Raw genomic sequence first — 26,557 nt, forward strand, 5'->3', positions numbered from 1 at the left:
ATGGCCGCAAGGCAATGCGTGACCACGTACCTTTTGCATAATGGGCCTGCGAGTTACGTTACGTGGCGAGGTTAAGCCGCGAGGTGAAGCCGAAGCGAAAGCGAGTCCTAACAGGGCGTTGAGTCGCGTGACGTAGACCCGAAACCTTAGCGATCTATCCATGTCCAGGTTGAAGAGCGGGTAACACCGCTTGGAGGACCGAACTCACCACAGTTGAAAATGTGGGGGATGAGGTGTGGATAGGAGTGAAAGGCTAATCAAGCTGGGATATAGCTGGTTCTCCCCGAAATATATTGAGGTATAGCCTCGGACGAATTGCGACGGAGGTAGAGCACTGAATGGGCTAGGGGTCCTACCAGATTACCAAACCCAATCAAACTCCGAATGCCGTCGACAAGTATCCGGGAGTCAGGCTGCGGGAGATAAGTTCCGTAGCCGAGAGGGAAAGAGCCCAGATCGTCGGCTAAGGTCCCCAAGTCTGAGCTAAGTGTCAAAGGATGTGGGAGCGCACAGACAACCAGGAGGTTGGCTTAGAAGCAGCCATCCTTCAAAGAAAGCGTAATAGCTCACTGGTCAAGCGAACCCGCGCCGAAAATATAACGGGGCTCAAGCTCAGCACCGAAGCCACGGGCTTTCTAACGGAAGCGGTAGGGGAGTATTCTCAAGGAGATACACGCCGGACGGTGACGACCGGTAACGGCCTTGAGAAGAGCTTATGCAGGCATGAGTAGCGATAAACCGAGCGAGAAACTCGGTCGCCGTAAGCCCAAGGTTTCCTGGGGAAGGATAATCCTCCCATGGGTTAGTCGGATCCTAAGCCGAGGCCGAGAGGCGTAGGTGATGGGAAGCAGGTTAATATTCCTGCACCACCAAGGGTGACGTTGAAGTAAGCGGGGACGGAGAAGGGTAGGCCGAGCACGGTAGATGGCTTCCGTGTTCAAGCCGGTAGGGTGAGCTGTCAGGACCCGATAGGGACAAACGACGGTTCGTAAGCCCGAGAGGTGATGAGGTCTGGGCTTCGGCCCGGGATACTCGGTGATCCCAAACTTCCAAGAAAAGCCGCGTACAGAGTTTCTTTGGTGTCCGTACCGCAAACCGACTCAGGTGGGCGGGGTGAGTATCCCAAGGCGCGTGAGAGAACCCTGGTTAAGGAACTCGGCAAAATGACACCGTAACTTCGGGAGAAGGTGTGCCGCTTTGCGTGAAGGGTGAACGCCTGGAGCGTGAGGTGGTTGCAGAGAAATGGGGGTTGTGACTGTTTACTAAAAACACAGGACTCTGCGAAGTCGTAAGACGACGTATAGGGTCTGATGCCTGCCCGGTGCTGGAAGGTTAAGGGGACGAGTCAGCGCAAGCGAAGCTCTGAACCGAAGCCCCAGTAAACGGCGGCCGTAACTATAACGGTCCTAAGGTAGCGAAATTCCTTGTCGGGTAAGTTCCGACCTGCACGAATGGCATAACAACATCCCCGCTGTCTCGACCAGGGACTCAGCGAAATTGTATCGGGGGTGAAGATACCCTCTACCCGCGGCAAGACGGAAAGACCCCATGAACCTTTACTGCAACTTGGCAGTGATTTTCGGGATATTCTGCGTAGGATAGGTGGGAGGCTATGAAGCCGGGCTTCTGGGTTCGGCAGAGCCAACGTTGAAATACCACCCTGGGTATTCTGGAAATCTAACCTGGGCCCATGAACTGGGTCGGGGACACTGCCTGGTGGGCAGTTTGACTGGGGCGGTCGCCTCCTAAAAAGTAACGGAGGCGTGCGAAGGTTCCCTCAGCCTGATTGGAAACCAGGCGTAGAGTGCAAACGCACAAGGGAGCTTAACTGTGAGACCGACAGGTCGAACAGGTGCGAAAGCAGGCGTTAGTGATCCGGTGGTTCTGTATGGAAGGGCCATCGCTCATCGGATAAAAGGTACTCTGGGGATAACAGGCTGATCGCGCCTGAGAGTTCATATCGGCGGCGCGGTTTGGCACCTCGATGTCGGCCCATCGCATCCTGGGGCTGGAGCAGGTCCCAAGGGTTCGGCTGTTCGCCGATTAAAGCGGTACGCGAGCTGGGTTTAAAACGTCGTGAGACAGTTTGGTCCCTATCTGCCGTGGGCGTAGGACACTTGAGAGGAGCTGCCCATAGTACGAGAGGACCTGGGTGGACGTACCTCTGGTGCTCCGGTTGTCCTGCCAAGGGCATAGCCGGGTAGCCATGTACGGAACGGATAACCGCTGAAAGCATCTAAGCGGGAAGCCGGCCTCAAGACCAGGTGTCCCGGGCCGCAAGGCCCCTAAAGACCCCTCGTAGACCACGAGGTTGATAGGCCGGGTGTGGAAGCCGAGCAATCGGAGGAGCTAACCGGTACTAATAGGTCGTGCGGCTTGACCATACACCATGGAACGTGACGAGCATCGCGCCCGGAGCTCGGGTGTGAGCAGCGCTACGCAGCGAGCGAGAGACGCTTCAGAACGACGACGCGGTGAGGATCACCGCGAACAGAGAGCCTGCATGGCGGATGTCATGCGGGCTCTTTTGCTTTTGTCCGCGCTCGCGGAGCCAGCCCAGCTGGACCCGAGGACTTGCCCGGCCCGAGGAGGCCCTGTTCTCCGCGCGGCGCGAGGGCCCGTCGGGCTCGCCTGAGACCGCGCTCGCCAGGCTGCGCCTGACGACGCGTCCGGTCGCGCTGCCGCGGCCGGCGGGCGTCGAGATCAGCGGCCTCGACCTTACCGGGACGCCGCGCTCCCATGAGGGCTCCGCCTTCGGGGGGCTGTCGCTGGGCAGCTTTACCACGCCGGTTCCAGATGTACGGCGCGCTGCGGTTGCGATTATGTTCGCCGCATGCGGCCTCTGATGAAGCGGCCCACGCGGACGGCGCAGTGCGTCTATCGGCGTGGAGTATCCGAGCGCCTCGAGCCTCTGCACGCGGCTCGCCTCGACGGCGCGAACCTTTCGGCGAATCGGGCGCGCCAGGCACCGCGCCGGGCACGATGACAACGCACATAGAAACCACGTTGCCCGGCGGGGAACCCGCCGAGCTGCCCGCGGACGCATCCGCAGGGCAGGGCGCGGCGGCGCACACGGCGGAGCGCCTCCCTTCTGTGCCGCGCACGGCGGTGCGCAGGCTCGTCTCGGCGTGCTTCTGGATCACGATGGCGCTCTGCCTCGCGCTGATGGCGTGCAAGACGGCGGCGCGCTTCGACCTGACCACGCTCTGGGACGACGCGTACATGTTCCAGCGCTACGCGCACAACATCCTCGCCGGGCACGGCGTCTCGTGGAACCCGGGCGGGCCGCCGGCCTACGGGCTCACCTCGCTCGCCTTCATCGTCGCCGCCGTGCCGCTCCACCTCATCACCGGCGGCAACACGAGCCTCGCCGCGATGCTCCAGAGCTTCATCTGGGGCCCGGTGCTGCTCGTCCTGCTCGTCCTGCTCGTCCTGCGCGCGGCAGGCGACGGGAAGGTCGCGCGGCTGTCCTGCTTCTCGCTGGTCGCCTTCTGCGTGGCCCGCTCCACGCTGGCCGACCACTTCGTGAGCGGCATGGACACGTCGTTCGGCCTCTGCTTCCTCGCCGCCTACCTGCTCCTCGCGCTGCGGCTGCTCGGCCCGGCCCGGGTCACCGGCGGGGTGGCGCTCGGCGCCTTCGGCGGGCTCGCCTTCTCGGTGCGGCCGGAGCTCACGGCCTACGCCGTCCTCGTCCCGCTCGCGCTCGTCGTGCTCGAGCGCGACCGCGCCCGCCGGCGCTTCGGGCTCGCCGCCCTCGCCGCGACGGCGGGCGTCCTCGCCCTCCATCTCGGGGCCGCCAAGCTGTACTTCGGCTCGCCCCTCCCGCTCCCGTTCTACGCCAAGTCGACGAACCTCTACGGATCAGGGATCCTCCGCGCCTACCGCGGCCGGCCGACCATCGATCTCCTCGACTGGCTCGACTTCTTCTGGCCGCTCTTCGCTGTCATCGCCCTCGACCTGCTCGTGGGCCTCGGCGCGCGCCAGGCGGCCCCCGGCGCGCCGGCGGGGGAGGGGCAGAGGACCGGCCCCCGGGCGTGGTGGGCGGCGTCGTCGGCGTTCGACAAAGGGGTCCTCGCCGCGACGCTCCTGTGCCTCGCCTACTCGTGGTTGTTCGTCGTTCCGATCATGGGGTTTGCGCAGCGCTTCTATTACGCGCCGCTGCCAGGTCTCATCTACCTCGCTTGCCGGAGCGCTGTCCGGCTCGCGCGGACGCTCTCCGACGCGCTCGGGCAGCCCGCGCCGGCCGCGCTGCCCGTGGCCGGCGTCGCCGCGCTGGCGATCCTCTGGCTTCACCTCGCCACGCCGCTCGCCACGGCAGGCAAGGACCTCGCGGGCGCCGCTGCGGGGAACCGGCTCGGACACTTCAACATCGTCAAGCACGGCAACACCTCGGGACCGCAGAGTTACTGGTTCGCGATCGATCGCGTCTCGACGCTCCCCGACGACCTCGTCATCGCCACGACCGAGGTCGGGATGCTCGGCGCGATGAACCTCGAGAAGACGATCATCGACATGGCCGGCCTGAACGACCGGCGCTTCGCGCTCGAGCCGTTCTCCGCGGACAGGTTCTTCGCGGCCTACAAGCCCGATCTCATCTACATGCCTCACCCTCATTACGTGAAGATGATCGAGGACCTGGAGGCCCACCCGGAGATGTCCCGCTATGTCGTCCACACGAAGAAGAAGCTCGGGACATCGCAGTTCGGCATCGCCATCCGGCGCGAGAGCCCGTACTTCGCGCAGCTACAGCAGATCGTGAAGGAGAAGACGAGCTCGAAGTCGAAGTGACGCCCCGCGGCGCGAGGTCGATCGCGCCGAGGCCGAGCGACGCCCGCGGGTGAGGCAGTCTTGGGACGAGGCGTGGCGGCGCGCCCCAACGCGCAGGCGCGATCGCGCCCCGCGCGCCCGAGACGCCGCGCCCGCCCGATGGCATGCGCGCTGCACCAGCCTCTCCCAGGAGAGCTGAAACCATGGAATTTCCGGTGCAGCGAGAAATGTTCACTCAGCCCGAAAACAACGGGTGGGTGCGCACCCTGGCCAGGTTTGGGTTTGCAGCCAAGGGCGTCGTCTACGTGTTGATCGGCGCGCTGTCGCTCCAGGCTGCCTTCAGCGGCGGCGGGACGGCCGGCGGGCGCGAGGCGGTCGGGCTCCTCGGCGAGCAGCCGTTCGGGCAAGCGTTGCTGTTCCTCGTGGGGATAGGGCTGCTCGGGTATGCGCTGTGGCGAGAGGTCCTCGCCCTCAAGGACCCGGGCCACGTCGGGAACGACGCGAAGGGCACGGCCGAGCGCGTGGGATGGGCCGTGAGCGGCGTCATCTCGGCGGGGCTCGCGCTGACGGCGTTCCAGCTCGCGCTGGGCCAGGACACCGGCGGCGACGGCGCCCGGACCTGGGTCGGCAAGGTGATGGAGCAGCCGTTCGGGGGCGTCCTCGTCGGCGCCGCGGGGCTCGCGGTGATCGGCGTCGCCGTCCAGCAGTTCCGCAAGGCGATGAAATCCCGCTTCGCGAAGGATCTCAGCACGCAGGGCATGAGCCCCCCCGAGCGCACCTGGGTGTTCCGGATGGCCCGCGTCGGGCTCGTCTCCCGCGGCGTCGTCTTCAGCATCATCGGCGCCGCGCTGATCAAGGCCGCGCTCGCCCACGATCCGGGCGAGTCGAAGGGCGTCCGCGAGGCGCTCTCGACCGTGGCCGACTCGCCCTTCGGGACGGCGCTGCTCGTGCTCGTCGCCGCGGGTCTGTGCGCGTACGGCGTGTACATGTTCTTTTGCACGAAGTACTCGAAGCTGGCACACCCCGCGGCGTAGCGCCGCGGGCGCGAGCCCCGAAGACGGCCTGTCCCGCGGAGGTCGCGCCATGAGCACCGAGGTCAGAAGGCTCTATGTCCTGCTCTGCGGCTACGAGATCCTCGAGAAGACGGTCTCGACGCGCGACCGCGGTGGGCGCTTCGTCCTCGCCGAGCCGGTCTCGGCTTACCTGCTCGAGACGGCGCGGGGGCACGTGCTCATCGACGCGGGGCTGAACAGCGCGATCGTCCACGACCCGGCGCTGCGCGAGGAGCACTACACGGAGCAGGGGATCCGCCCGCCGGTCATCCTCCCGGAGCACGAGCTCGCCCACCAGCTCGCGCAGATCGGGGTGCGACCCGAGGACGTCCATCACGTCATCCTGACGCACATGCACCTCGACCACGCCGGGAATCTCGGGATGTTCCGCCACGCGCGCATCTCGGTGCAGCGCGCGGAGCACGCGTTTGCGTTCAGCCCGGCGCACGGGCCCGCCTGGTTCGAGCGCGACTACGACCTTCCTGGCCTGCGCTGGGACCTCGTCGAGGGCGACTGGGAGGCGCTGCCCGGCGTCGAGGTCGTCCTCACGCGCGGCCACACGCCCGGCCACCAGTCCGTCATCGTCGCGCTGGAGGAGACCGGCAGCGTCGTGCTCGTCGGCGACGCGGGCGACCTCGTCGAGAACTTCGCCGACGAGATCCTCCCCGGGGAGAGCGTCGATGACGAGGCCGCGCTCGCCAGCATCCGCCGCCTCAAGCAGATCGCGCGAGAGCGCGGCGCGAGGCTCCTCCTCGGCCACGATCCGCAGCTCATCCAGCAGGTGCGGCTGCTGCCGGCGTCGTACGCTTGACGGGGGAGCGTCGCCCGGGGCGCCCGGCCCGCGGGCGGCGCCCGGCGCGCGCGCCCCGGCCGCTGCGCGCTTCACGCGATCCTCAGCCTCTGGTAGCCTCGCCCCAGACCGCGGCGCCGGCCGCACTGGAGCGCGACGTGAACTGCCCGAAATGCACCGCCTCGATGGATGTCATCACCTTCGGCGGGATCGACGTCGACCGATGCACCGCGTGCGGCGGTATCTGGTTCGACAGCCACGAGAAGGAGTCGCTCAAGACGATCGAGGGCTCCCAGCAGATCGACACCGGCGACCCCGCGGTGGGGCGGAAGAACAACGATATCCGGCGCGTGCCGTGCCCCCGCTGCACCACGCCGATGGTGCGCATGGTCGACCCGCAGCAGTCGCACATCTGGTACGAGACCTGTAGCGTGTGCGGCGGCGTCTACCTCGATGCCGGCGAGTTCCGCGATTACAAGGAACACACGCTCGGCGACTTCTTCCGCAGCCTGTTCGTGCGGCCGCGCGGCTGACGGGGCGCCGCCGCGCGCTGTCAGCCGCGCTGCGGACTGGCACCCACGCCGGCCGGCGAAGCTCAGCCGGGAGGCGCCCGCTCGGCGATCTCCGCGAAGGAGCCGTGTCCGGCGGGGGCCTCGGGGAACGTCGCCAGGAGCTCGCCGGCGCGGAAGACCCACAGCGTGCCGGGCGTCGCCTTGTTCCAGAGCTCGTCGCGCGTGAGCGGCTCGGTGGCCACGACGGCCATGCGCGCGTCGGGGCCCATGCCGTGGACGTCGTTGAAGTTCACCTTGAGGTCCGCGTCCACGAGCGTCGCCTCGCCGAAGGGGGCCTGGCGGAGGATGCAGGACAGGTTGTCGCCGCAGCGGGCGAAGAGGTGCTCGCCGTCCGCGAACAGGAAGTTGAAGACTCCATCGCTGCCGAGCTCGTTCCCGAGCTCGTAGAGCGTTCTCCCGAGCTCCCGCCCGTCGGTCGGGTACTGCGCGCCGTAGGCGCTCCGGAGCTCCTCCAGGATGACGCAGAAGGCATGTTCGCTGTCGGTGTCGCCGATGGGCGTCTCGAGGTGGAGCTGTCGATCCCTGACCGTGGGCAGGGTGCCGTTGTGCGCGAAGACGATGTGGCGCCGGTGGAGCACCCGCATGAAAGGGTGCGTGTTCTTCAGCGCCGCGCCCCCGCGCGTCATCTTGCGCACGTGGGCGATGGAGAGCGCCGTGTGGATCGGGTTCTCGCGGATGAACCGGGCGAGGGGGCTCGAGAACGCGGGGTCAGGCTCGAGGAACGTCCGCGCGAACAGCCCGTCATACAGCGAGACGCCCCAGCCGTCCGCGTGCGGCCCCGTCTGCCCGCCCCGGAGCGCGAGCCCCGTGAACGAGAACACGATGTCCGTCGGCACGTTCGAGACCATGCCAAGGAGCTCACACATGACCTGAATCCTCCCGCCGCGCGAGCGCATCGTCAACGATCAAGAGCCCGGTGACGCCGCCTCCCGCGGAGACGTTGCTCACCGCCGAGGCCGAGAGCCGCACCATCGCGCCTTCCATGCGGCCGGCGAACACGAAGGGGCAGAGATCGAAATAGACATCTTCCTCGACGATGCCGTCGCGGAACGTCGGCATGCGCGCGGTGCGCGAGGCGCTGCGCTCCTGCACGATCGCGCGCTGCGCCTCGCCGTCGCGGACGGCCTCCCTCCACGCGTCGGGCGGCGTCTGCCACCCGAGCAGGACGCCCTTGCCGCCGTACTCGTCGTTCGGCTTCAGCACGAAGCTCTCCTGTTCGCCCAGGACGAGCTCGACGAGATCCGCCTCGCGGCCCCTCCATACGATCCGACCTGCCTTCACCCGGCGCGTCCAGGGGACGTGCGCCGCGATGGCCGCGCGCTGCTCGGGCGAGAGCAGGCCCGAGAACTCGGGGTCGCTGAGGACCGCGAACGCCGCCTTCTTGTTGAGGGGCTTCGTGCGGAACGAGTTCGCGACGTGGACCGCGCGGTCCCGGTACGCGCGGACGAGCGGGTGATCGACGCCGCGCCGCCCGATGAGCTCCTGCGTGATCACCCGGCGGTAGACGAGATCGATCGGCTCTCCACCGGCGGACAGCCGGACGCCGTCGTACTCGAGCTGGTCCGGATCGACGATCATCGTCCGGTGCCCGTCGGCCGAGAGCAGGTCCGCGAGCACCTTGAACTCGGCCGCCGTGTCGGCGGTGGCCCAGTCGACGATCGCCACGGTGGGCCGCGGCTCGCGCCCGCCCCACGCGGCGTACCCCTCGCGCAGCGCGCGGATGAGCCCGCGGTGCGGCGCGGGCGTGCGCAGGCCCGGCCGGCCCCGGAAGGGCGCCATGTGGGGGAGGGCCATCAGCGTCTGCTCGATGAGGAGCTGATCGGCGATGCCAGCGGGGGAGTCGGCGTTGAGCTCGATGAAGGAAAAGCCGCCCTCGGTCACCAGCATGTCGAGGCGGCCGACGGTGAGGAATGGCCCGTCGCCGGGATCCAGGGCCGCGAGGGCGCGCTCGTCCGCCGACATCCCCAGCTCGTCGGCCAGGGCGGGATCCACGAGCGCGCGCCGCGCGACGCGCTCGAGCGCGGCGGCGACCCGCTCGGCGGCGCTGGCGACCGCGGCGTAGTCCTGCTCCGTGATGAGGTAGGGCCGCAGGTGGCGGCACAGCGCGCGCGTCCCGTGCACGAGCCCGAGCTCCCGCTGCCCCTCGAGGAACGACGCGAACCGCGCCGCATCCATCGCGCCGGGCGCGGCGAGCTGCGCGTCGAGCTGCGCCGCGAGGGCCGCTGTCGTGTCCCGGTTCATGACCACCTCACGCCGCGCCCGCGCCGGGGATCGCCCAGGCGTGCACGGGTTGTCCGGAGTCGACCTCGGCCATGTACCGCTCCAGCATCCTCCGGAGCGCCTCGTCTCGCGGCGCTCCGCGCGCCTCCATCGCCTCCAGCGTGCGGAGCTGCCATACGGCCCCGGTGACGCCCCTGGCGACGCGCCGCTCGAAGACCTCCAGGAGCTGGCGGGCCTCTGCCCCGTCCACCCCGGCGGTGAGCAGCCCCTCCTCGACCTGCGGCAGGAGCGAGAGCAGGAGATCGCGCGCGCGGATCCCCCTGGGCGGGGCCCCCGGCGCGGTCGGCCAGACAAGCTCGGCGTCGAGGCCGAACTGCGCTGCATGGTAGAAGTTCCTGGCGGCCAGGCCGAAGGGGAACGACGGCAGGAGCTCGGAGACGGAGGGCGCGAGCGCGAGGATGCCCCCGAGGAGGAAGCTGCCGTTCGCGAGCATGTCGTCGAGGGTCGGGCCCGACGGCAGGGCGCGGAGCTCGATCCGCAGGTGGCCGTCCCCCGCCGGGTCGTAGACCGGTCGATTCCAGTTCCAGACCGTGCCGTGGTGCAGGCGGAGCTCGTGGAGCTGGGGCACGCCGCCGGCCCGCGCGCACGCGAGGACGTCCTCGTCGCTGCACACGGGGAGGATGGGCTCGTGCAGCGCGACGCTCTCCATGAACAGCTCCGCGGCGCCGTCGCGCACCCAGCCGGTGCCGAAGCCGATGCGGGCCGGCTTCTTCCAGTCCGTGTCGGGGTCCGGCGGGCGGTCGTCGCCGGCCTGCTTGAACACCGCGACCCGCGTCTCGTGCCACAGCCGGTGGCCGAGGAAGATGGGCGAGTTGCCGGACGCCGCCAGCACGGGCGCGGTCATCATCATGGCCGCGTTGAACAGCCGCGCGAAGGCGTCGGGGGCTGCCCGGAGGTGGACCTGGAACGCGGTGTTCGCCGCTTCCATCGCGGGGTCGTCCGACATCAGCTCGAGCGGCTCGGCCCCGTCGATCCGGATGTGGAACGGCGCCTTGCGCAGCCGCGTGAGCCCCGCGGCGAGCGCGCGATACCGGGGCAGGTTCGTGATCGTCCCCGGGTTGAAGTCCTGCCGCCGGAACGTCGGCAGGATGCTGACCGGGACCACGCGCGCCCCCCGCGCCGCGGCGCGCTGGCGGATCGACTCGGCCGTCGCGCGCATCTGCTCGCGCAGCGCCGAGAACGGCCGGCCCGCGAGCGGCACCGCCTGCGTGCTGAGCTCGATGTCGAACGCGCCCATCTCGGGCGTGATCATCGGGCTCGCCGCCGCGCTGGCGATCTCCGGCCCGATCGGCACCGGGCGCGACTCGCGGTCGACGAGGAACATCTCGAGCTCGGTGCCGATCGTCGTCTCTCCCAGGCCGAACCCCGGCCGGCTGAGCACCATCTCGAGCGCCGTGAGGTTCTGCTGGAGGCGCGCTTTGAACAGCCCGTAATCGACGGTCCTGAAATGATCTTGCTGGATCTCGATGCCCAAGGGACCTCCCGCTGCGATCCCGGCGAGAGCTGAGCCGCTGTTCGAGCCGGGCTCCGGCCGTGGGCTGGAGCGCGCGCGCCGTGATCGTGATCTTCCTGCCAGGGCTCGCGCACTGCAAAGGCAGGGCCATGAGCGGCGAGCTCGTCGAGGGGGCGCGCTGCGGAGGAGGTTGGTTCCTGGTGGTGCGGTTCCCCGCGTCCGTCGAGCTCGATCGGTGTGGCGTGCTGGCGGCCTGTGGCAGAACGCCGCGTGGGTCGCCGCTGGCCGGTGTCGCCGCTATTTCGGGCCGGCGAAGCGGCGCGGGCTCACTGCTCGGCGCGCGGGACGCGCTCGACGGTGCATTGCCCCGCCGAGCAGCGGGCGATCGTGTCCTCCTTCGGCGCCATGCACTTCGCGACCGGGCAGCTCTCGGCCGCGCAGCTCCGGGCGCGCCACTGCTCGTGCGCGGCGAGCGCGTCGCGGTGGAACGCCTGGTTGCACGGCGGGCAGAGCTGGTCGCAGCACTGCTCGGGGCGGGCGCAGGACACCACGCAGTCGGCGTCGGTGGTGCATCGAGGCTCCGACGCCGCGCCGCTGCCGTCCAGGGCCGCGGAGCCGGTCGGCGCGGGGGCGCCGGACGTGGGCGCGATGGAGGTGGGCGGCGTGGTGGTCGTGGGCGCCGGCGCCTGCGCCGGGGCTTCGTTGCGACAGCCGGCGAGAACGGAGAGGGCGACGAGCACGAGGGAGGGAGAGAGCGACGGGGTCTTCATGCCGGCCATCATGGCACAGGCGCGCCGTGGGCCAGCTCCTGGTCGGTGCGCAACAGGGGCTTCTTGCCCCCGGCGAGACGAGGTGGCGAATGTCAGGCCGTCTGGAGCGAGCGCTGCCCCGGCGCGGTGACCATCGGGCGTACCCGGGTGAGGAGCTCGGTGAGGAACTGGTCTGGCTGCGTGAAGGCGGCGAAGTGCCCTGCGTTCCTGATGAGCGCGAACGCCTTGTGCGGCGCCTCGACCTCGGCGAAGTACTCCTCGGCCAGGGAGGCGGGGGTGAACACGTCAGCCTCGCCCTGGAAGAGGAAGAACGGCACCTCGAAGCGGGTGCCCAGCCGCCGGGCGTCGTGGGACATGAACTCATCGAACAGCCTGGCCGCGGCGAAATCGAGGCCGGCGATCACGTGAACGATGTCGCGGAGCGTGTAGGTCGGCGACGACAGGATCAGCGGGAGCAGCAGCCTGCTGTCCAGGTCGCGTATCACTGGATCCATCTTCATGACCCACCGCTGCTTCCGGTTCCAGCCGCGCACGTCCCATCGCAACGGGTCGGCGCCGATCGCCTCGAGCGCCTCGGCTCCCTCGGTGTTGCCCGCCGCGCGCAGCCGCTCGAGCGTCACCTCGTAGGACATGGCCTCGCTGCGCGCCATGTTCACGTTCTGATCGGTGCCGACATAGGCGGAGAACAGGTCGGGCCGGCGCTGGACCATGGACACGCCCACCACCGTGCCCATCGAGCTGGCCAGCAGGATCACCTTGTCCTGCCCGAGGTGCGCGCGCAGCAGCTCCGCGAGCTCGATCCCGTCCTCGACCATGCGGTCGAAGGTCATCTCCCCGCTGCCCGCCTTGCCGTTGCGGCCCAGGGTCTTGCCCACGCCGCGCCGGTCCCACTGGACGACCGTGAAGTGCTCCTCCCACGGCCGCAGGATCGGCGTGAACATCGAGTACGGCGAGCCCGGCCCGCCGTGCAGCACGAGCAGGACCGGGTTGTCCCGGTGCTCGCCCCGGATCCCGATCCACTGGTCGATGCCGCCGAGCCGGACGAACCTGTCCTCGACGATCGCATCCGGGGCGCGGATCTCCAGCGCCCTCGCGATCCGGCGCTGGCGCACCGCGCGGTAGGCCAACCCGCCGAGCACGGGCGCTGCGAGGACGCCAGCCACGCTGGCCAGGAGGGTGGGCATCACTTCGTCGCCTCGTTCGAAAAACTGTTTGTGTCGTACACTGTTTTGTTTATGCGATACACAATTCCGGGATGACCGTCAACGGGCGTCAGAAACGGTCGCGGGAGCGGGGGAGGGGAGCGCGCGCGCGGGCGGAGGCGAAGGAGGACGAGATCCTCGGGGACCGGCCGCGCAGCGCCGAGCTGCTCTGGGGGGAGCGCGAGCGGCCGAGCCGCGGGCCCAGGCCCGGCCTCAGCGTGGAGGGCATCGCGAGCGCCGCGATCGGGATCGCGGACGCCGAGGGGCTCTCGGCCGTGTCGATGCAGCGGGTCGCGAGCGAGTTCGGCTTCACGACGATGGCGCTGTACCGCTACGTGCCGGGAAAGGCCGAGCTGATCGAGCTCATGATCGACATGGCGATCGGCGAGCCGCCGGCCCTGGACGGCGTGTCAGGCGGGTGGCGGCCCAAGCTGGAGGCGTGGGCCCGTCATGTCTGGGCGGTGTTCCTCCGGCATCCCTGGGCGCTGGGGGCCACCGGTCACCCCCGGCTCATGGGGCCGAACGAGCTGGGGTGGCTGAACTCCGCGCTCGACGCGCTCTCCGGGACCGGCCTCTCCGGCGGGGAGCGGCTCGAGGCGTTCCTCGTCGTCCTCGGCCACGTCCGGACCGCGGCGCACCACGCTGTGGACAGGCGCCTGCGGCAGCAGGGAGGCGTCCCGGGCGAGCCGTGGGGGGCCGTGATGACGGAGCTGACGCAGAGGCACGGCGACCGCTACCCGGCGGTGAGAGAGGCCATGTCGTCGGGCGCCTTCGGGCCGCCGGCGGGCGACGGGCTGGAGTTCGGCCTGCGCTGCGTGCTCGACGGCATCGGCGTGCTCATCGCGGAGCGCGCCGCACTGTGCGCGGGCTAATAGAACGACAGCGGCTGTCCCGTGGCCTCCACGACCGCCATCCACAGATCGTCCGTCGGCCCCACCTGCTTGCGCATGCGGACGGCGAGGGGCATCGGCACGTGCACGAAGCGGCCGTGCCACCTTCCGATCAGCATCTCGGTGTTGCCCGCCATCGCGGCGTGGACGGCGTTCCGGGCCATGTTCCAGCAATACACGCTGTCCGAGGGGGACGCGGGGACGCTGCGGATATGATAGCTCGGGTCCAGGTACTTCAGCGTCGCCTCGACGCCGCGCGCCTTGAAATGGGCGTTGATGCGATCGCGCAGGAAGAGGCCGATGTCCTTCAGCCGGACGTTGCCGCTGAGATCCGTCGCCATCGGCTCGGCGCTCGAGGTGCAGTGCTCTTGCAAGGCGCCCTCGGCCACGACGATCACGGCGTTGCCGTGGCGGGCCAGCCGGCGCTCGAGGTGCGCGAGCAGGCCGCACGGGCCGTCGAGCTCGGCGTGGACCTCGGGGATGAGGACCACGTCCACGTCCGCCGACGCGAGCGCCGCCGAGCACGCGATGAAGCCCGAGTGCCGGCCCATCAGCTTGACGAGGCCGATGCCGTTCTTCGCCCCCGAGGCCTCCACGTGCGCGCTGCGGATGACGTCCACGGCGGCGGCGAAGGCGCTCTCGAAGCCGAAGCTGCGGTCGATGAACTGGATGTCGTTGTCGATGGTCTTCGGCACGCCGATGACCCCGATGGGCAGCCGGCGCTCCTCGATGGCCCGGACGAGCGACATCGCGCCCCGGATGGTGCCGTCTCCGCCGACGACGAAGAGCACGTTGATGCCCATGGCCTCGAGCGTGTCCACCATCTGGTGCGGGTCCTGGTTGCCGCGGGACGTGCCGAGGACGGTGCCGCCCATGCGGTGGATCTCCTCGACGCTGCGCGGGTCGAGGCGCATCGGGGCGTGCCCGAAGCGCGCGACCAGCCCCTCGTAGCCGTAGCGAAAGCCGAAGATCTCCTGCACGCCGTAGCTGTCCGCCATCGTGAGCACGAGCCCGCGGATGACGTTGTTCACGCCGGGGCACAGCCCGCCGCACGTCACGATGCCGGCGCGCATCTCCCGCGGATCCCAGAACACGCGGTTGCGCGGCCCGGCCAGCTCGAACGCCGGCGGTCGCGGCCCGGAGGCGCCCGCCAGGACGGCGGACAGGCGGTCGTCGAACAGCACCTTGTCGGCCTCCCCGACGTAGACCGTGGCCTTCTCGCCGAGCTTCTCGGCGACGGGCGAGGGGTACCGGCAGGGGCCCAGATCCTTGATGGCGAGATCGGCAGAGGTCACCACGTGGAATGCCTCCGTGGAAGAGGACACCGCCCCGCGGCGCGAGCCGCCGCGGGACCTGGCCATTGTCATCCGGCGCCGGTTTCGTCCGCTTTTCGGGGGCGAGAAGCTGTCGTAACGCCCTGACCGCCCCGCCGGGGCCCGCTGCACGTCGGCGCCGCTCTTCGCGAACCATGCGGCGTGGCCGGGGGGTGAGCTTCGTGCTTCGACGGGGAGGGGCATTGCGGGTGAGGCCGTCGGCCTTGCTATCCTCTCGCGGTCATGTCGGACCTCCGCACCCTCGTTCCCGGCGACGAGGCCGCCCTCGAGGCGTTCCTCGTCCAGCGCGCCGAAAGCTCGATGTTCCTGCGCTCCAACCTGCGCGCTGCGGGCCTCGTGGACGAGGGCAGCCCGTACCAGGCCACCTATGTCGCCGCCTTCGAGCAGGACCGCATCGTCGCCGTCGCCGCGCATTGCTGGAACGGCCTCCTGATCGTGCAGGCGCCCGTCCACACGGAGGCCGTCGCGCGCGCCGCCGTCGAGCGCTCCGGCCGAGCCAGGCGGCTCGGCATCGCCGGCCCCTATGAGCAGGCCGCGCGCGCCCTCGACGCGCTCGGCTATCGCCATGAGAACGTCGCCGGCGGCGGCCGCGAGAAGCTGTTCGCCCTCGATCTTCCGGCGCTCCGGGTGCCTGCCCCGCTCGCCTCCGGCCAGGTGATCTGCCGCCCCTCCACGCCTGCCGACATCGACCGGCTCGCCCGCTGGCGCGCCACGTACTCGGTCGAGCTGCTCGCGCGCACGCCCGGCCCCGCGCTCGACGCGTCGTCGCGCGAGGACGTCGCGCGCCAGCACGAGGACGGCAACGCCTTCGTGCTGTTCGCCGGCGAGGAGCCGGTGGCGTGCGCGTACTTCAACGCGCGCCTGCCCGACATCGTGCAGGTGGGCGGCGTGTGGACCCAGCCGGAGCTGCGCGGGCGTGGCCACGCGCGCGCGGTGGTCGCCGGCGCGCTGCTCTCGGCGCGGGGCGAGGGCGTGGCGCGCGCGATCCTCTTCACGGGCGCCGAGAACCGCGCGGCCATCGCCGCTTACGAGGCGCTCGGCTTCAGGCTGATCGGGGAATACGGGCTCCTCCTGTTCGGCGGAGCCTGAGCGGGCGAGGCACCCGGCGCGCAGAGCGAGATCGCTAGTTGCACGATCCCAGATCGGCCCACTCGGCCGGGCACCACGACGCCGGATTGCTGGGCGGGCAGGCCGGGTTGGACCACCAGATCTGCTGCGTCGCCGTCCACAGATGGCCGCCCTGGACCACCTGGGCGCCGGGCGAGTACACCTGCGCCGACGCCCACGCCGGCACGCCGCTGCAATTGGCCCCTGCTGCATGGAGGCGGGCCTGGGGGATCGGCTCCCGGACCTGGCTCGGGCTCGACCAGTACAGCCTGCTCTGCGCGCCCCCGCCGGAGTCGAAGTACTCGACCTTCAGGTCGTAGCGCTGGCTCGCCACGAGCGAGAGGTTGACGCTGTCATCCGTCGGGCTGTGCGGCGTCCAGTTGTCGATGACCAGCACGCCGTCGACCCAGACGCGCACCCCGTCGTCGGACCGGGTCGTGAGCGTGTAGGTCTCCGAATAGCGCGGCTCGAACTCTCCGGTCCAGCGCACGGAGAAGTTGTCGGCCGGGATGCCGCTCGCGGGCGAGCCCTCACCCCAGTCGAAGTTCACCCCCGGGTCGGTGCGGACGACCGGCGTGCCCGAGAGGCTCGTGTTCGCGAAGTACTCGCCGCGGAGGCCGTTGCCGTTGCCGTCCGGCGGCGGGGTGCAGGCCTCCCAGGTCGAGGGCGACGCGGCGAGGTTGCGGTTCTGGTAGGCGTAAGGCGCGATCTGGTTGAACGACCAGGTGCTCGCGCCCGACATCGTTTGCCAGACGCCCGCCGTCGTCTTCCGCTCCTGGCGGAGCATCTTGATCGGCGCGTCGCACGAGATCTGCGGCGTGACGTAGCCGTCGGTGCCCCAGTGCTCGACGTCGTGCGTGTACATCTCGACGGTATCGGGCGCGTCCTCGGCCAGGAACTGCCAGCCGGTGCCGTCCTTCATGTCGACGTGGAGGCAGATCCGGGTGCCGTTCACGTCCGCCACGTGCGCCGGCGTGCACCGCTCGTACTTGAAGACGACCTGCTGACCTGGCTGCAGATAGCCGAGGTTGCCGCCGAGGGTCCCGCCGCAGGTGCCCCCGGAGCCCCACTGGGTGTTGCAGTTCGGGTGGTTCCCCACGACGCCGTTGTCGTCGCCGAAGTAGTAGACGAACCAGCCCTCCGGCGTGTGGTAGAGGCCCGACTCGATGTTGTAGTACCACTGGCCCACGGCGGTCCAGGCGGTGCTCTCGTTCAGGAGCTCGGGCACTTCCCACTCGATGATCCAGCCGCGCGTGTCATCGATGTTGCCCGTGTAGCTGCTCGTGAGGTCGTAGCTGCCCCACGGCAGGGTCGCTACACCGAGGGTCTCCTCGTCCGCCCCGGCGACGCAGCCGCTCGTGCCGAGCGCCCCGAGGAGCAGGAGAGCGGCAGAGGCGCCCAGCCGGGCGGCGCGCGACGCGCGGAAGGAGCTGGCGTGTGTCGGAAAAGCGCTATCGTTCGGCATCGAACCTTCCCTGAGAGACGCTCCGCGCCGCGCGCGAGCTGCGGCGACGCGGGCGTGAGGTTGGAGGAAGCACGCCGAGCCAGCCGAGAGGGCCAGCGCTCCGCCGCGTCGTCCGGGCGTGCTCGCGCGGGGCTCTCGCGTGGCTCGACGTCCGGTATCTAGCGAACGGGTGTGCGTCTTCCAGTGCATAGGCGGCATGCGCCTCATGCAGCGCATGCATCTATGCGCGATGGCGTCGAGTCAAGCGCCCTGTCGCGGTCACCGGGCTCGTTCCTCGTTCGTGAGAGAAAAAAAACCACAGAGGCACAGAGGGCACAGAGGAGAGAAAAAGAATCTTTCTCTCTCTCTCTCTCTCTCTCTCTCTCTCTCTCTCTCTCCTCTGTGCCCTCTGTGCCTCTGTGGTTCAAATTCTCTCTCATCATCTTCCCCACCAAGGAACCAGGGACGACCTGCGCGTCGCTCAGCGCGCCACGCTAGAACTCGACCATCAGCCCCACGGTCGGATAGATGATGAAGCTGTCGAGATCCACGGCGACCGCCCGCTCCCCGAGCACGGAGAGCTCGCCGCCCGTGAAGATCTCCGCGAGCGTCAGCTCGAAGCCGAAGAACACGTGCTTGTAGCCGAGCGCGACGCCGGCCTGGCCGCCCACGTAGAGCCCGGTCCCGGAGAACGCGGCGATCTCATGCTCGCCCGGGTAACCGGTGAAGGCGGGCAGGTCCACGGTGAGGCCGGCGTCGAACGTCGTGAACATCAGGCGAGGACCGCCCCAGACCCGGTACCACGTGCCCGCCGTCCCGATCTGGATCGGCAGATCGATCTGCCATCGTGTGAAGTCCTCGAGCTCGACGATGCCCAGGATGCTCACGACCGGGAACCCCACCACGTAACGCCCGACCCCGACGCCGGCCGTCAGATCGACGCCGTCCTTGTCGCGCTTCAGGAGCTGATAACGGGTGCCCAGGCGAAACGCGCTGCCGGTGTAGCGGAGGTTGAGCTCCCAGCGGTCGAGCGCTGTGTAGCCGACCCCGATGTGCGGCGTGACCGAGGGCGGGTTCAGCGCGAGCGCGCCGCCCGCCTCGAAGAGCGTCTGCCGCTCGCGGTCGGACAGCTCCCGGGACTCCGCGACGTCCGCCAGCACGAGGCCGGCGTCGATGATCGAGGCGATCGCGCCGGTCGGGATCGAGACGTCGAGCCCGAGCTCGGCCTGGACATGGCCCTTCTCGGCCACGTGGGCCGGCTGGAACGTGGACAGGGCCGGCGCGCAGCCGCACGTCCAGAGGGCGAGGAGCGCGGAGGCGAGCAGGCGCATGGCTTCCCCACGCTACCACGCGCCGCCGGGCGAAATGCCGCGCTCGCCGGATGCCCCCGGCGAGGCGAGCGGCCGGCCGGGATCAGCCCCGCCTTTCCCCGGTCGGCGCCGCGGCCGAGGCGCCTTCCGGGCGCCGCGCCGATCCGGTAGTGCTGGCCCCGGCTCCGCCCGCGTATGTCCCTTTCGACAAGGTCTATGTCCGTCGCCGAGCGCCTCGAGCGCGCCCTCGAGGTGCTGGTGCCCGCGCTCGACATCGTCGCGGCGCGCGTCGACGAGGGCGCGCCGCCGGCCTGGTGCGAGGCGCGGGGGTGGACGGGCTTCCTCCTCTCGCTGTCCGACGGCGATCTCGCCCGCTGCGAGGCCGAGGGGCTCGCGGCGTGCATCGGCGGGCTCGACGGCGCGCCGCCGAGCCTCGTGGCCCTGGCGCGCGCCGCGGACGAGGCCGCGCGGCTGCCCCGGCGCCCGGTCCAGCCCCTCCCGCCGGCGTCGCTGGACGAGCTGAGGGCGGTCCCGGCGCGCAAGCGGCTCCAGCTCGAGGCCCTGCTCGGCGCCGTGGCGCCGATGGCCGCCCGGGCCCGGCGCCTCGTGGACGTGGGCGCGGGGCACGGGCACTTCACCCGCGTGGCCGCCGCGCGCTTCGACCGCGACGCGATCGGCCTGGAGCGCGAGCCCGATCGCGTGGCGACCGCCTCCGCGCTCGCCGCGGGGGGCCGGGCGCGCTTCGTCGCGTTCGACGCTTGCCAGGAGGCGCTCGCGTTCGCGCCGGACGACCTGCCGGTCGGCCTGCACGCGTGCGGCGAGCTCGGGGACCGCATGGTGACCGCGGCGGCCGAGGCGCCCTGCGACCTCGCGCTGGTGTCGTGCTGCCTGCAGAAGATCGGGGCGCCGGCCCGCGCCCCGCTCTCGGCCGCGGGCAGGGCGGCGGGGCTCGCCCTGCGGCGCGAGGCGCTGGGCCTCACCAACCTCACGGCGCGCCGCGCCGGGGTCGAGGCCAGCCTGGACGAGGAGCTCGCGGCGCGCGAGCGGCGGCACGCGCTGCTCTCGCTGCTCCGCGGCCGCGGGCTCGACGTGGCCCAGGGCGAGGAGATGCGCGGGATCAACCGACGGCGCGCGCACGGCGGCCTGCGCGAGCTCGCCGCGCGGGCGCTCGCGCTGCGCGGCCTGGCCCCGGCGACCGAGGCCGAGCTCCGCGCGCGCGAGGCGGCGGCGCGCGCGGCGTTCGGCCGCATGCGCCGGCTCACGCTGCCGCGCTACCTCCTGGCCCGGCTCACCGAGGTCGCGGTCTCGCTCGATCGCGCGATGGCCCTCTTCGAGCGGGGCCACGAGGTCGAGGCGGCCGTCGTCTTCGAGCCCGAGGTGACGCCGCGCAACATCGCGATCTTCGCGAGCGCGCGGCCGGGAGGGCTCGGGGGCTGACGTGCTCGCAACTGCGCTAAATTACAGAATATTTCCTGTCTACGCCCCTGCCTCTTCGCGCCCCCGCGTCGAAATTTCGTCCCGATCGCCTCGGCCATGACCGCCCGGAGGCGCCCGGCCTACGGGTAGGTGACGGTGATCTCGCCGAGGAAGGTCCGGCCGTTCTGGCGGCTCGTGGACGAGCGGTAGGTCTCGGCGGCCGGGTAGTCGTACCGCGCGTCCATCGCGTTGTAGAGGCCGAACACGTAGCGCGTGTGAAAGCGGCGGATCTCCCCGGAGATCGTGAGATCCGCGACGATCGCCGTCCCCGTCGTGGCGTCCCCGCCGCGGGGGATCTGCCGCGGGGCCTCCACGTTGAGCCGCAAGCCGGCCGAGAGGAGCCGGTCGACGGCCGGGATGACGCCGCGGAACGACGCGAGGTGCTCCGGGACGTTGATGAGCCGCTCCCTGCCCGCGCGCTGGGCGCGCTGGTAGCCGTAGTTCGCCGACAGCATCCACCCCTGCCGCCACTCGCGGCGCAGCTCGACGTCGGCCCCGGCCACGATCGCCGCCGACCTGCTGTTCGCGTAACGCACCACCCCGGGGCTGTCCTCGGTGAAGCTGATGAGGTCCGAGGCGCGGCTCGCGTGGATCGCGCCGAGCGCGACCCACGCGTCGCCGAGGCGCTGCGAGTACTCGATCTCGCCCGAGAGGATCGACTCCGGGGAGAGCCTGAGGCCCCGATCGGGGTCGACGGCGGCCACCTGCGTCTCGCCGTCCGCGTAAAACTGCTCGGAGATGCTCGGGGCGCGGAAGGCGCGCCCGCCCATGATCTTCAGCACCCCTCCGGGCGCGGGCCGGATGATGATCGCCGCGCGCGGGACGACGATGGGCTCGAAGTCGCTGTAGGCGTCCACGCGCGCGCCCGCCGACAGGCGCAGCCACGGGGCGGGCGAGCCGTCGGCGATCAGGTAGCCGGCCGCGAAGGCGTAGGTCGCGCGCTTGTCCAGGATCACGGCGGGAGGATCCAGGCGGACGTTGTGCAGCGTCGCCTCCGGGTGCGTCTGCACCTCGCCGCCCGCCGTGATCCGGAGCCCGGAGAGCGGCGTCCACGCCGCCCGCGCCTCCAGGCCCATCCAGGTGCCGTACTGGTTCTCCGAGATCACCTCGTCGAACGCGTAATGGCCGTGCCAGACGAAGCGGTTCACGTGGCCGCGCACCATGAGCTGCAGATCGGGCGTGAGCTGCGGCTCGAAGCGCACCTCGGCCATCATGTGCGTGTCCTCGTACCTCGTCCGGAGATCGTTGAGCCGCGTGCCCACGTAGCCGATCGGCACGAGCTGCTCGCGCGTGTGGGCCATCCACTGCGCGGTCAGCGGCCCGTACCAGGCGCGCCCGTACGTGCCGCCGGCACGGAAGGCCTCGGTGTACTCGGCGATCTGCGTGCGCGGGCCGTCGCCGGGCTCCCGCAGCGCGACCGGGACGTCGAACCCGTCGGAGCGGGCCGCGGAGACGCTCGCCCGCACGCCCGCGTCCTTGCCGGCGTTGTAGTGGAACCCGGCGCGCGCGTGCCCCACGCTGTCGTAGTAGGCGCCGGCCGACGCGTGCGCGGAGGTGGGCTCGTCGCGCCCGCGCGGGACGAGGTTGACGATGCCGGAGAGCGCGCCCGTACCGTAGAGCAGCGAGCCCGGGCCGCGGACGACCTCGATGTGATCGACGTCGTGCAGGTCGTCGCGCGCGTCCGAGCCCACGAACGAGGCGTTCAGGGTGTTGTCGTTCGTCGAGTGCCCGTCCGAGAGCACGAGGAGCCGGTTGCCGTAGTCGAGCGGCTCGCCGAGCCCGCGGATCCCGGCCGAGTAGACGACATGGTCGTTCGAGAGGTAGACGCCGCGCGTGCCGCGCAGCGCCTCGGCGATGGTCGGGTACCCGAAGGCCCGTAGCTCCTCCTGATCGATGACGCTGACGGAGGCCGGCGCGTCCTCCATGCGCTCGAGGACGCGCGAGGCCGACGACACTTCCCGGAGCGGCTCCATCGTGAGGTCGCGCAGCTCCGCCTGCTGGCCGGCCGCCACCTCGATGGTCCGCTCGACGGGCGCGAAGCCCCGCAGGCTGACGCGGACGCGGCGCCGGCCCACCGGGACACCCTGGATCACGGACGGCGTGAAGCCCATGGGCCGGCCGTCGATCTCGACGAGCGCGTTGGGCTCGCCGCCGCGCACGAGGATCGACCCCGTGAGCGGGCTGAGCGTCGCCGTGACGGGCACGGTCTCGTGCGCGTTGACGGTCAGCGTCTGCGGCGCCGCCTGGTAGCCCGGGCGCGCGAAGTAGAGCACGTGGCGGCCCGGCGGAAGGTCGATGTCGCAGGGGGCGGTGCAGGCGGGCGGCGCGCCCTCGCTGTCGACGTGCACCGTGGCGTCGCTCGCGCCGCGCACGTCCACCCGCACCGCGCCGACGATGCGGCGGAGCACGACGAGCACCTCCTTCGTCTGCCCGAGCTTCACCTCGAGGTCGTCCACCGTCATGGTCTCGTGGCCCGCGAGCTCGACCAGGATCCGGTAGCGCCCCTCGGCCAGGGCGAGCCGGCGCGGCGTCTTGCCCCGCACGCCGAGGTCCTTGCGGTCGACGTAGATCCGGGCGTCCGGCGGCGACGTGACGATGTGCAGCACGGCCACGCGCGGCGCGATCCGCTCGAGCGCGGCCCGGACCTCGGCGATGATCTGCGCGTCGGTCTCACCCTCGAGCGCGTCGTCGTAGTACCGGTGCGCGTCCGCGAAGCGGCCCAGCTCCTCGTACGTGAGCGCGATGTTGAAGACCACGTTGCGGTTCGGCACGAGCCGGTTCGACGCGAGGAAATGCTCGAGGGCGGCGTGGAACTGCCCCTTCTTGAAGAGATCGCGGGCCAGGTCGAAGTGGAGATCGGCCTCGTCGGCCTGGCCCTCGCCGTCGGCGCGGGCGACGGAGGCCTGCAGCAGGGCGCCCACGAGCAGGGGCACCGCGGCGATCCGCCACCGGCGGGCGCGCGGGGGCCGGCCGGGGCGCGTGCGCGAGGGCTCTCGACGCATGCCGCTAGCGGCGCTCGCGCAGGCGCGCCGACCTCGCCGGCGCCGGCTCACCGCTGGCCGCGGGCTCGCCGGCGGCCGCGGGCTCGCTGGCGGCCGCGGGCTCGCCGCTGACCGCAGGCAGCGCCGGGCGCGGGCGGGCCGGTTTCGACGACCCCGCGGGCGCGAGCGCCGCGCCGGCCGCGCCGAACCCGCTCGCCGCGACGGCCGCGGGGGGCATGACGGCCGCGGACGGCGGGAGGAACGAGGGCCCGGGGTCGGCGCCCGCGGGCGCCGCAGGCCGGTCCGGCGCCGGCGCGACCGGCGAGGCCACCTCGCCGGCGGGCGGCGCGCCCGCGACCGGCGCCGACGCGCGTCCCAGCCACGCGAGCGCCGCCGCGCCCCCGAGGATCACGAGGAGCGCTGCCGCGACCGCGCGCCGCGGTCCATGCCGCCCGCGCGCATCTGCGCCGCGGCCGCGCTCGCAGGGCTCGGACGGCGCGGCGACCGAGGCTCGCGGCGCGTCCGGGCGCGTCGCCGTCGTGGAGAGCGGGTCGGCCGCGGGCGCCAGCGCGCGCGTCGCCCCTGGCGCGCTCGTCGCTGCCGGCGCAGGAGCGGCCGCGGTCACCAGCGCGATCGTCACCGCCGGCGCAGGGACGGCCGCCCGCGCGGGCGGCAGCGACGGCGACCGCGCCGTCGCCGGCGCGACGTCGGCCGCGGACGCCTGCGTGGGCGGCGACGACGACGTGGGCCTGCTCGGCCGCTCGATCGCGACGCATCGGGAGGCCGGCGCCGCGTCGCGCGGTCCGGTCAAGGTCTGGGCGTCCTCGTCGACGGCCCTCGGGCGGTCCGGCGCCGGCAGCGCGTCCGCGGTCTCGCCCCCCATGGCCCTGCGCAGGATGCGGGCCGCCTTCCGGCGCGCGGACTCCGACCCCAGCGGCTCGAGCAGCGCGACGAGCTCCGCGACCGTCTGGGGCCGGCGGTCCGGGTTCTTCTCCAGGCACATCAGGATGACGCACTCGAGCTCGACCGGGATGTCGGGCCGGTGCGCGCGCGGCGGCACGGGAGGGTCGGTCACGATGCTCACGAAGAGCGCCGACACGGACTCGGTCTCGAACGGCAGCCGCCCGGTCAGGAGCTGGTAGAGCGTCATGCCGAGCGCCCAGATGTCGCTGCGGGCGTCCACCGTCCGGGTGCTGCGGATGTGCTCCGGCGACATGTAGCGGGGCGAGCCGAGCACCACCGACGACGCGGTCAGCTTGGCGTTCGCGCCGAGGACGCCCGCGTCCGACGCCTTCGAGATGCCGAAATCGAGCACCTTGATCAGGGCCGAGCCGTCCTTGCGGCTCGCGAGGAAGAGGTTGCCGGGCTTGAGGTCGCGGTGGACGATCCCGAGCGCGTGCGCCTCGGCGAGGGCCTCGCAGGCCTCGATCACGTAACTCACCGCCTGCTCCGGGGGCAGGGGGCCGCGCGTCTCCAGGAGCGCCTCGAGGTCGATGCCGTTCAGGTACTCCATCACGAAGTACGGCAGCTCGTCGTCGGTGTGCCCCACATCGATGACGCGCGCGATGTGCTCGCTGGCGATGGCGGCCGCGGCCTGCGCCTCGCGGAAGAAGCGCTCGACGGCGCCGGGGGTGGTGCGCCCCTCGGGGAGCAGGAACTTCAGCGCGACCCGGTGGCGCAGCGAGACGTGGTGCGCCGCGACGACGAGGCCCATGCCGCCGCGCCCGATGACCCGCTCGACGCGGTACTTGCCGCCGATGATGTCCCCGATGCGCGGAATCCTGCGCCACGAAGCCGGTTCCGCCGCTTCCCAGCCTGCTTGGGCCATCGACCGATGAGTATACACCAGCCCTCCCGGCCCTCCGGCACAATCTCGCCCCCGATCCCACCTGCGCCGGCGCCGTGTGCGACATGTCCGCTCTCACCCCCACCCGCGCTGTCGGCCGGCGCGCCAGGCGAGCTTTTGCGCCGCGCGCTCACGGGAGATGCGCGGCGGGCGCCGCGCGCCGCTGCGCGTTGCTATGCTGGCGCGCCGCCCTCGGAGAGGTCTCATCATGCATGAATTCACCGCGACTGGCCCGCTCGTCGGCGGCGCCCTCATCGGACTCAGCGCGTCCCTGCTCCTCCTCTTCAACGGGAGAGTCGCCGGCGTCAGCGGCGTGCTCGGAGGGCTCCTGTTCCCGTCCCGGAGGCCTGGAGACGCCGCCTGGCGCGCGGCGTTCCTGGCTGGCCTCCTCCTCGGCGGCCTCGCGCTCGCGGCCGCGCACCGCGGCGCCTTCCCCTCCGTCGATGGCGCTCGCTCGCTCGGCCTCGTGGTCGTCGCGGGGCTGCTCGTCGGCTACGGCGCGCGGCTCGGCAACGGGTGCACGAGCGGCCATGGAGTCTGCGGCCTGAGCCGCCTGTCGGTCCGGTCGCTCTGCGCCACGATGACGTTCATGGCGACCGCGGCCATCACCGTCCACGTCAGCCTGCATGTGCTCGGAGCGGCGCGATGAGGCAAGTCGCGCTCGCGCTGTTCGCCGGCGCGCTGTTCGCCGTGGGGCTCGGCGTCTCCGGCATGACCCAGCCGTCCAGGGTCATCGGCTTCCTCGACGTGGCCGGCGACTGGGACCCGAGCCTCGCGTTCGTGATGGTGGGCGCGATCTCGGTGCACTTCCTCGCCTACCGCGTCCTTCGCTGGCAGGAGGGTCGAGAGCGCGCCGGGGCCGCCCGCGCGCCGCGCTTTCCCCTGCTGGCCGACCGCATGGACGTCCCGACCCGCACCGACCTCGACGCGCGCCTCTTCGCCGGGGCCGCGCTGTTCGGCGTCGGCTGGGGGCTCGCGGGGTATTGCCCCGGGCCGGCGCTCGTCTCGCTCGCGACCGGCTCGCGCGCCGTCGTCGCCTTCGTCGCGGCCATGGCGGCCGGCATGGCGATCGAGCACTTCACCAGGGCGAGGGCCCAGCGCGATGAATCAGCGCGATGAGCCAGCGCGACAGCGCGATGAATCAGCGCGAGAGGAGCGACAGGTCGCCCTTGCGGCGCAACTGTGCGCCATGCAATGCTCGACGCCCGGTGCCCGATGCTGACCGCGATCGTATGCGGTCTGGTCGACGAGAGGCCTCGGCCTTCACCAATGCTGGGAGAGCG

Annotated in this window: 19 protein-coding genes and 1 rRNA gene (1 of these 20 running past the window's edge); 10 read left to right on the forward strand and 10 right to left on the reverse strand. The window is 71.0% G+C overall.

What is annotated here, in order from left to right; all coding sequences use genetic code 11:
- The 5 genes from WME96_RS10610 to WME96_RS10630 form a co-directional block, all read left to right on the forward strand.
- Positions 1–2,384, forward strand: a 23S ribosomal RNA gene (locus WME96_RS10610); it begins 624 nt to the left of the window's first position.
- Between the two features lie 622 nt (positions 2,385–3,006).
- Positions 3,007–4,788 carry a hypothetical protein gene (locus tag WME96_RS10615; RefSeq protein ID WP_437290029.1) on the forward strand — a complete coding sequence of 594 codons (1,782 nt, stop codon included), beginning with the start codon at positions 3,007–3,009 and terminating at the stop codon, positions 4,786–4,788.
- A gap of 182 nt (positions 4,789–4,970) precedes the next feature.
- Positions 4,971–5,801 (forward strand): DUF1206 domain-containing protein, encoded by an 831-nt coding sequence (locus WME96_RS10620; RefSeq protein WP_437290030.1) that lies wholly within the window; start codon positions 4,971–4,973, stop codon positions 5,799–5,801.
- Between the two features lie 49 nt (positions 5,802–5,850).
- Positions 5,851–6,630 carry an N-acyl homoserine lactonase family protein gene (locus tag WME96_RS10625; protein ID WP_437290031.1) on the forward strand — a complete coding sequence of 260 codons (780 nt, stop codon included), beginning with the start codon at positions 5,851–5,853 and terminating at the stop codon, positions 6,628–6,630.
- A gap of 137 nt (positions 6,631–6,767) precedes the next feature.
- On the forward strand, positions 6,768–7,142 hold the full coding sequence (locus WME96_RS10630; protein ID WP_437290032.1) for a zf-TFIIB domain-containing protein: 375 nt from the start codon (positions 6,768–6,770) through the stop codon (positions 7,140–7,142).
- Positions 7,143–7,204: 62 nt separating this feature from the next.
- Here WME96_RS10630 and WME96_RS10635 read toward each other — a convergent pair whose 3' ends face one another.
- The 5 genes from WME96_RS10635 to WME96_RS10655 form a co-directional block, all read right to left on the reverse strand.
- A complete protein-coding gene (locus WME96_RS10635; protein WP_437290033.1) occupies positions 7,205–8,047 on the reverse strand; it encodes a class II glutamine amidotransferase in 843 nt (280 codons plus the stop codon).
- Positions 8,040–9,422 carry a hypothetical protein gene (locus WME96_RS10640; RefSeq protein ID WP_437290034.1) on the reverse strand — a complete coding sequence of 461 codons (1,383 nt, stop codon included), beginning with the start codon at positions 9,420–9,422 and terminating at the stop codon, positions 8,040–8,042. The genes WME96_RS10635 and WME96_RS10640 overlap by 8 nt, the downstream gene beginning before the upstream one ends.
- 7 nt (positions 9,423–9,429) lie before the next feature.
- Complete coding sequence (locus tag WME96_RS10645; RefSeq protein ID WP_437290035.1) at positions 9,430–10,935, reverse strand: glutamate-cysteine ligase family protein; 1,506 nt, start codon at positions 10,933–10,935, stop codon at positions 9,430–9,432.
- 305 nt (positions 10,936–11,240) lie between these two features.
- On the reverse strand, positions 11,241–11,684 hold the full coding sequence (locus tag WME96_RS10650) for a hypothetical protein (RefSeq protein ID WP_437290036.1): 444 nt from the start codon (positions 11,682–11,684) through the stop codon (positions 11,241–11,243).
- Positions 11,685–11,776: 92 nt separating this feature from the next.
- The gene (locus WME96_RS10655) at positions 11,777–12,868 is read right to left on the reverse strand and encodes an alpha/beta fold hydrolase (RefSeq protein ID WP_437290037.1); all 1,092 of its coding nucleotides are present in this window, start codon (positions 12,866–12,868) and stop codon (positions 11,777–11,779) included.
- A gap of 71 nt (positions 12,869–12,939) precedes the next feature.
- On the opposite strand from WME96_RS10655, the gene WME96_RS10660 reads away from it, so the two are divergent.
- Positions 12,940–13,758, forward strand: a complete 819-nt coding sequence (locus WME96_RS10660) for a TetR/AcrR family transcriptional regulator (RefSeq protein WP_437290038.1) — start codon at positions 12,940–12,942, stop codon at positions 13,756–13,758.
- On the opposite strand, the gene WME96_RS10665 is transcribed toward WME96_RS10660, so the two are convergent.
- A complete protein-coding gene (locus tag WME96_RS10665; protein ID WP_437290039.1) occupies positions 13,755–15,074 on the reverse strand; it encodes an ATP-dependent 6-phosphofructokinase in 1,320 nt (439 codons plus the stop codon). The genes WME96_RS10660 and WME96_RS10665 overlap by 4 nt on opposite strands.
- A 258-nt stretch (positions 15,075–15,332) precedes the next feature.
- On the opposite strand from WME96_RS10665, the gene WME96_RS10670 reads away from it, so the two are divergent.
- Positions 15,333–16,199 carry a GNAT family N-acetyltransferase gene (locus WME96_RS10670; protein WP_437290040.1) on the forward strand — a complete coding sequence of 289 codons (867 nt, stop codon included), beginning with the start codon at positions 15,333–15,335 and terminating at the stop codon, positions 16,197–16,199.
- Positions 16,200–16,233: 34 nt separating this feature from the next.
- Here WME96_RS10670 and WME96_RS10675 read toward each other — a convergent pair whose 3' ends face one another.
- Both WME96_RS10675 and WME96_RS10680 read right to left on the reverse strand, forming a co-directional pair.
- Complete coding sequence (locus WME96_RS10675) at positions 16,234–17,682, reverse strand: PA14 domain-containing protein (protein ID WP_437290041.1); 1,449 nt, start codon at positions 17,680–17,682, stop codon at positions 16,234–16,236.
- 473 nt (positions 17,683–18,155) lie between these two features.
- Entirely contained in the window at positions 18,156–18,992 is an 837-nt protein-coding gene (locus WME96_RS10680) for a hypothetical protein (RefSeq protein WP_437290042.1), read from the reverse strand.
- Between the two features lie 195 nt (positions 18,993–19,187).
- On the opposite strand from WME96_RS10680, the gene WME96_RS10685 reads away from it, so the two are divergent.
- The gene (locus tag WME96_RS10685; RefSeq protein ID WP_437290043.1) at positions 19,188–20,408 is read left to right on the forward strand and encodes a methyltransferase; all 1,221 of its coding nucleotides are present in this window, start codon (positions 19,188–19,190) and stop codon (positions 20,406–20,408) included.
- Between the two features lie 119 nt (positions 20,409–20,527).
- Here WME96_RS10685 and WME96_RS10690 read toward each other — a convergent pair whose 3' ends face one another.
- Together WME96_RS10690 and WME96_RS10695 are read right to left on the reverse strand one after the other, a co-directional pair.
- Positions 20,528–23,380 carry a TonB-dependent receptor domain-containing protein gene (locus tag WME96_RS10690; protein WP_437290044.1) on the reverse strand — a complete coding sequence of 951 codons (2,853 nt, stop codon included), beginning with the start codon at positions 23,378–23,380 and terminating at the stop codon, positions 20,528–20,530.
- A 73-nt stretch (positions 23,381–23,453) separates the two neighbouring features.
- On the reverse strand, positions 23,454–25,256 hold the full coding sequence (locus WME96_RS10695) for a protein kinase domain-containing protein (protein ID WP_437290045.1): 1,803 nt from the start codon (positions 25,254–25,256) through the stop codon (positions 23,454–23,456).
- A gap of 226 nt (positions 25,257–25,482) precedes the next feature.
- Between WME96_RS10695 and WME96_RS10700 the strand changes: the two genes are divergently transcribed.
- Together WME96_RS10700 and WME96_RS10705 are read left to right on the forward strand one after the other, a co-directional pair.
- The gene (locus WME96_RS10700) at positions 25,483–25,923 is read left to right on the forward strand and encodes a YeeE/YedE family protein (protein ID WP_437290046.1); all 441 of its coding nucleotides are present in this window, start codon (positions 25,483–25,485) and stop codon (positions 25,921–25,923) included.
- Complete coding sequence (locus WME96_RS10705) at positions 25,920–26,393, forward strand: DUF6691 family protein (protein WP_437290047.1); 474 nt, start codon at positions 25,920–25,922, stop codon at positions 26,391–26,393. Before WME96_RS10700 ends, WME96_RS10705 begins: the two co-directional genes overlap by 4 nt.
- The last annotated feature ends 164 nt before the right edge of the window (positions 26,394–26,557 follow it).

It is taken from the genome of Sorangium sp. So ce406 (genome assembly GCF_051474675.1).
Classification (GTDB): Bacteria; Myxococcota_A; Polyangia; order Polyangiales; family Polyangiaceae; genus Sorangium; species Sorangium cellulosum_G.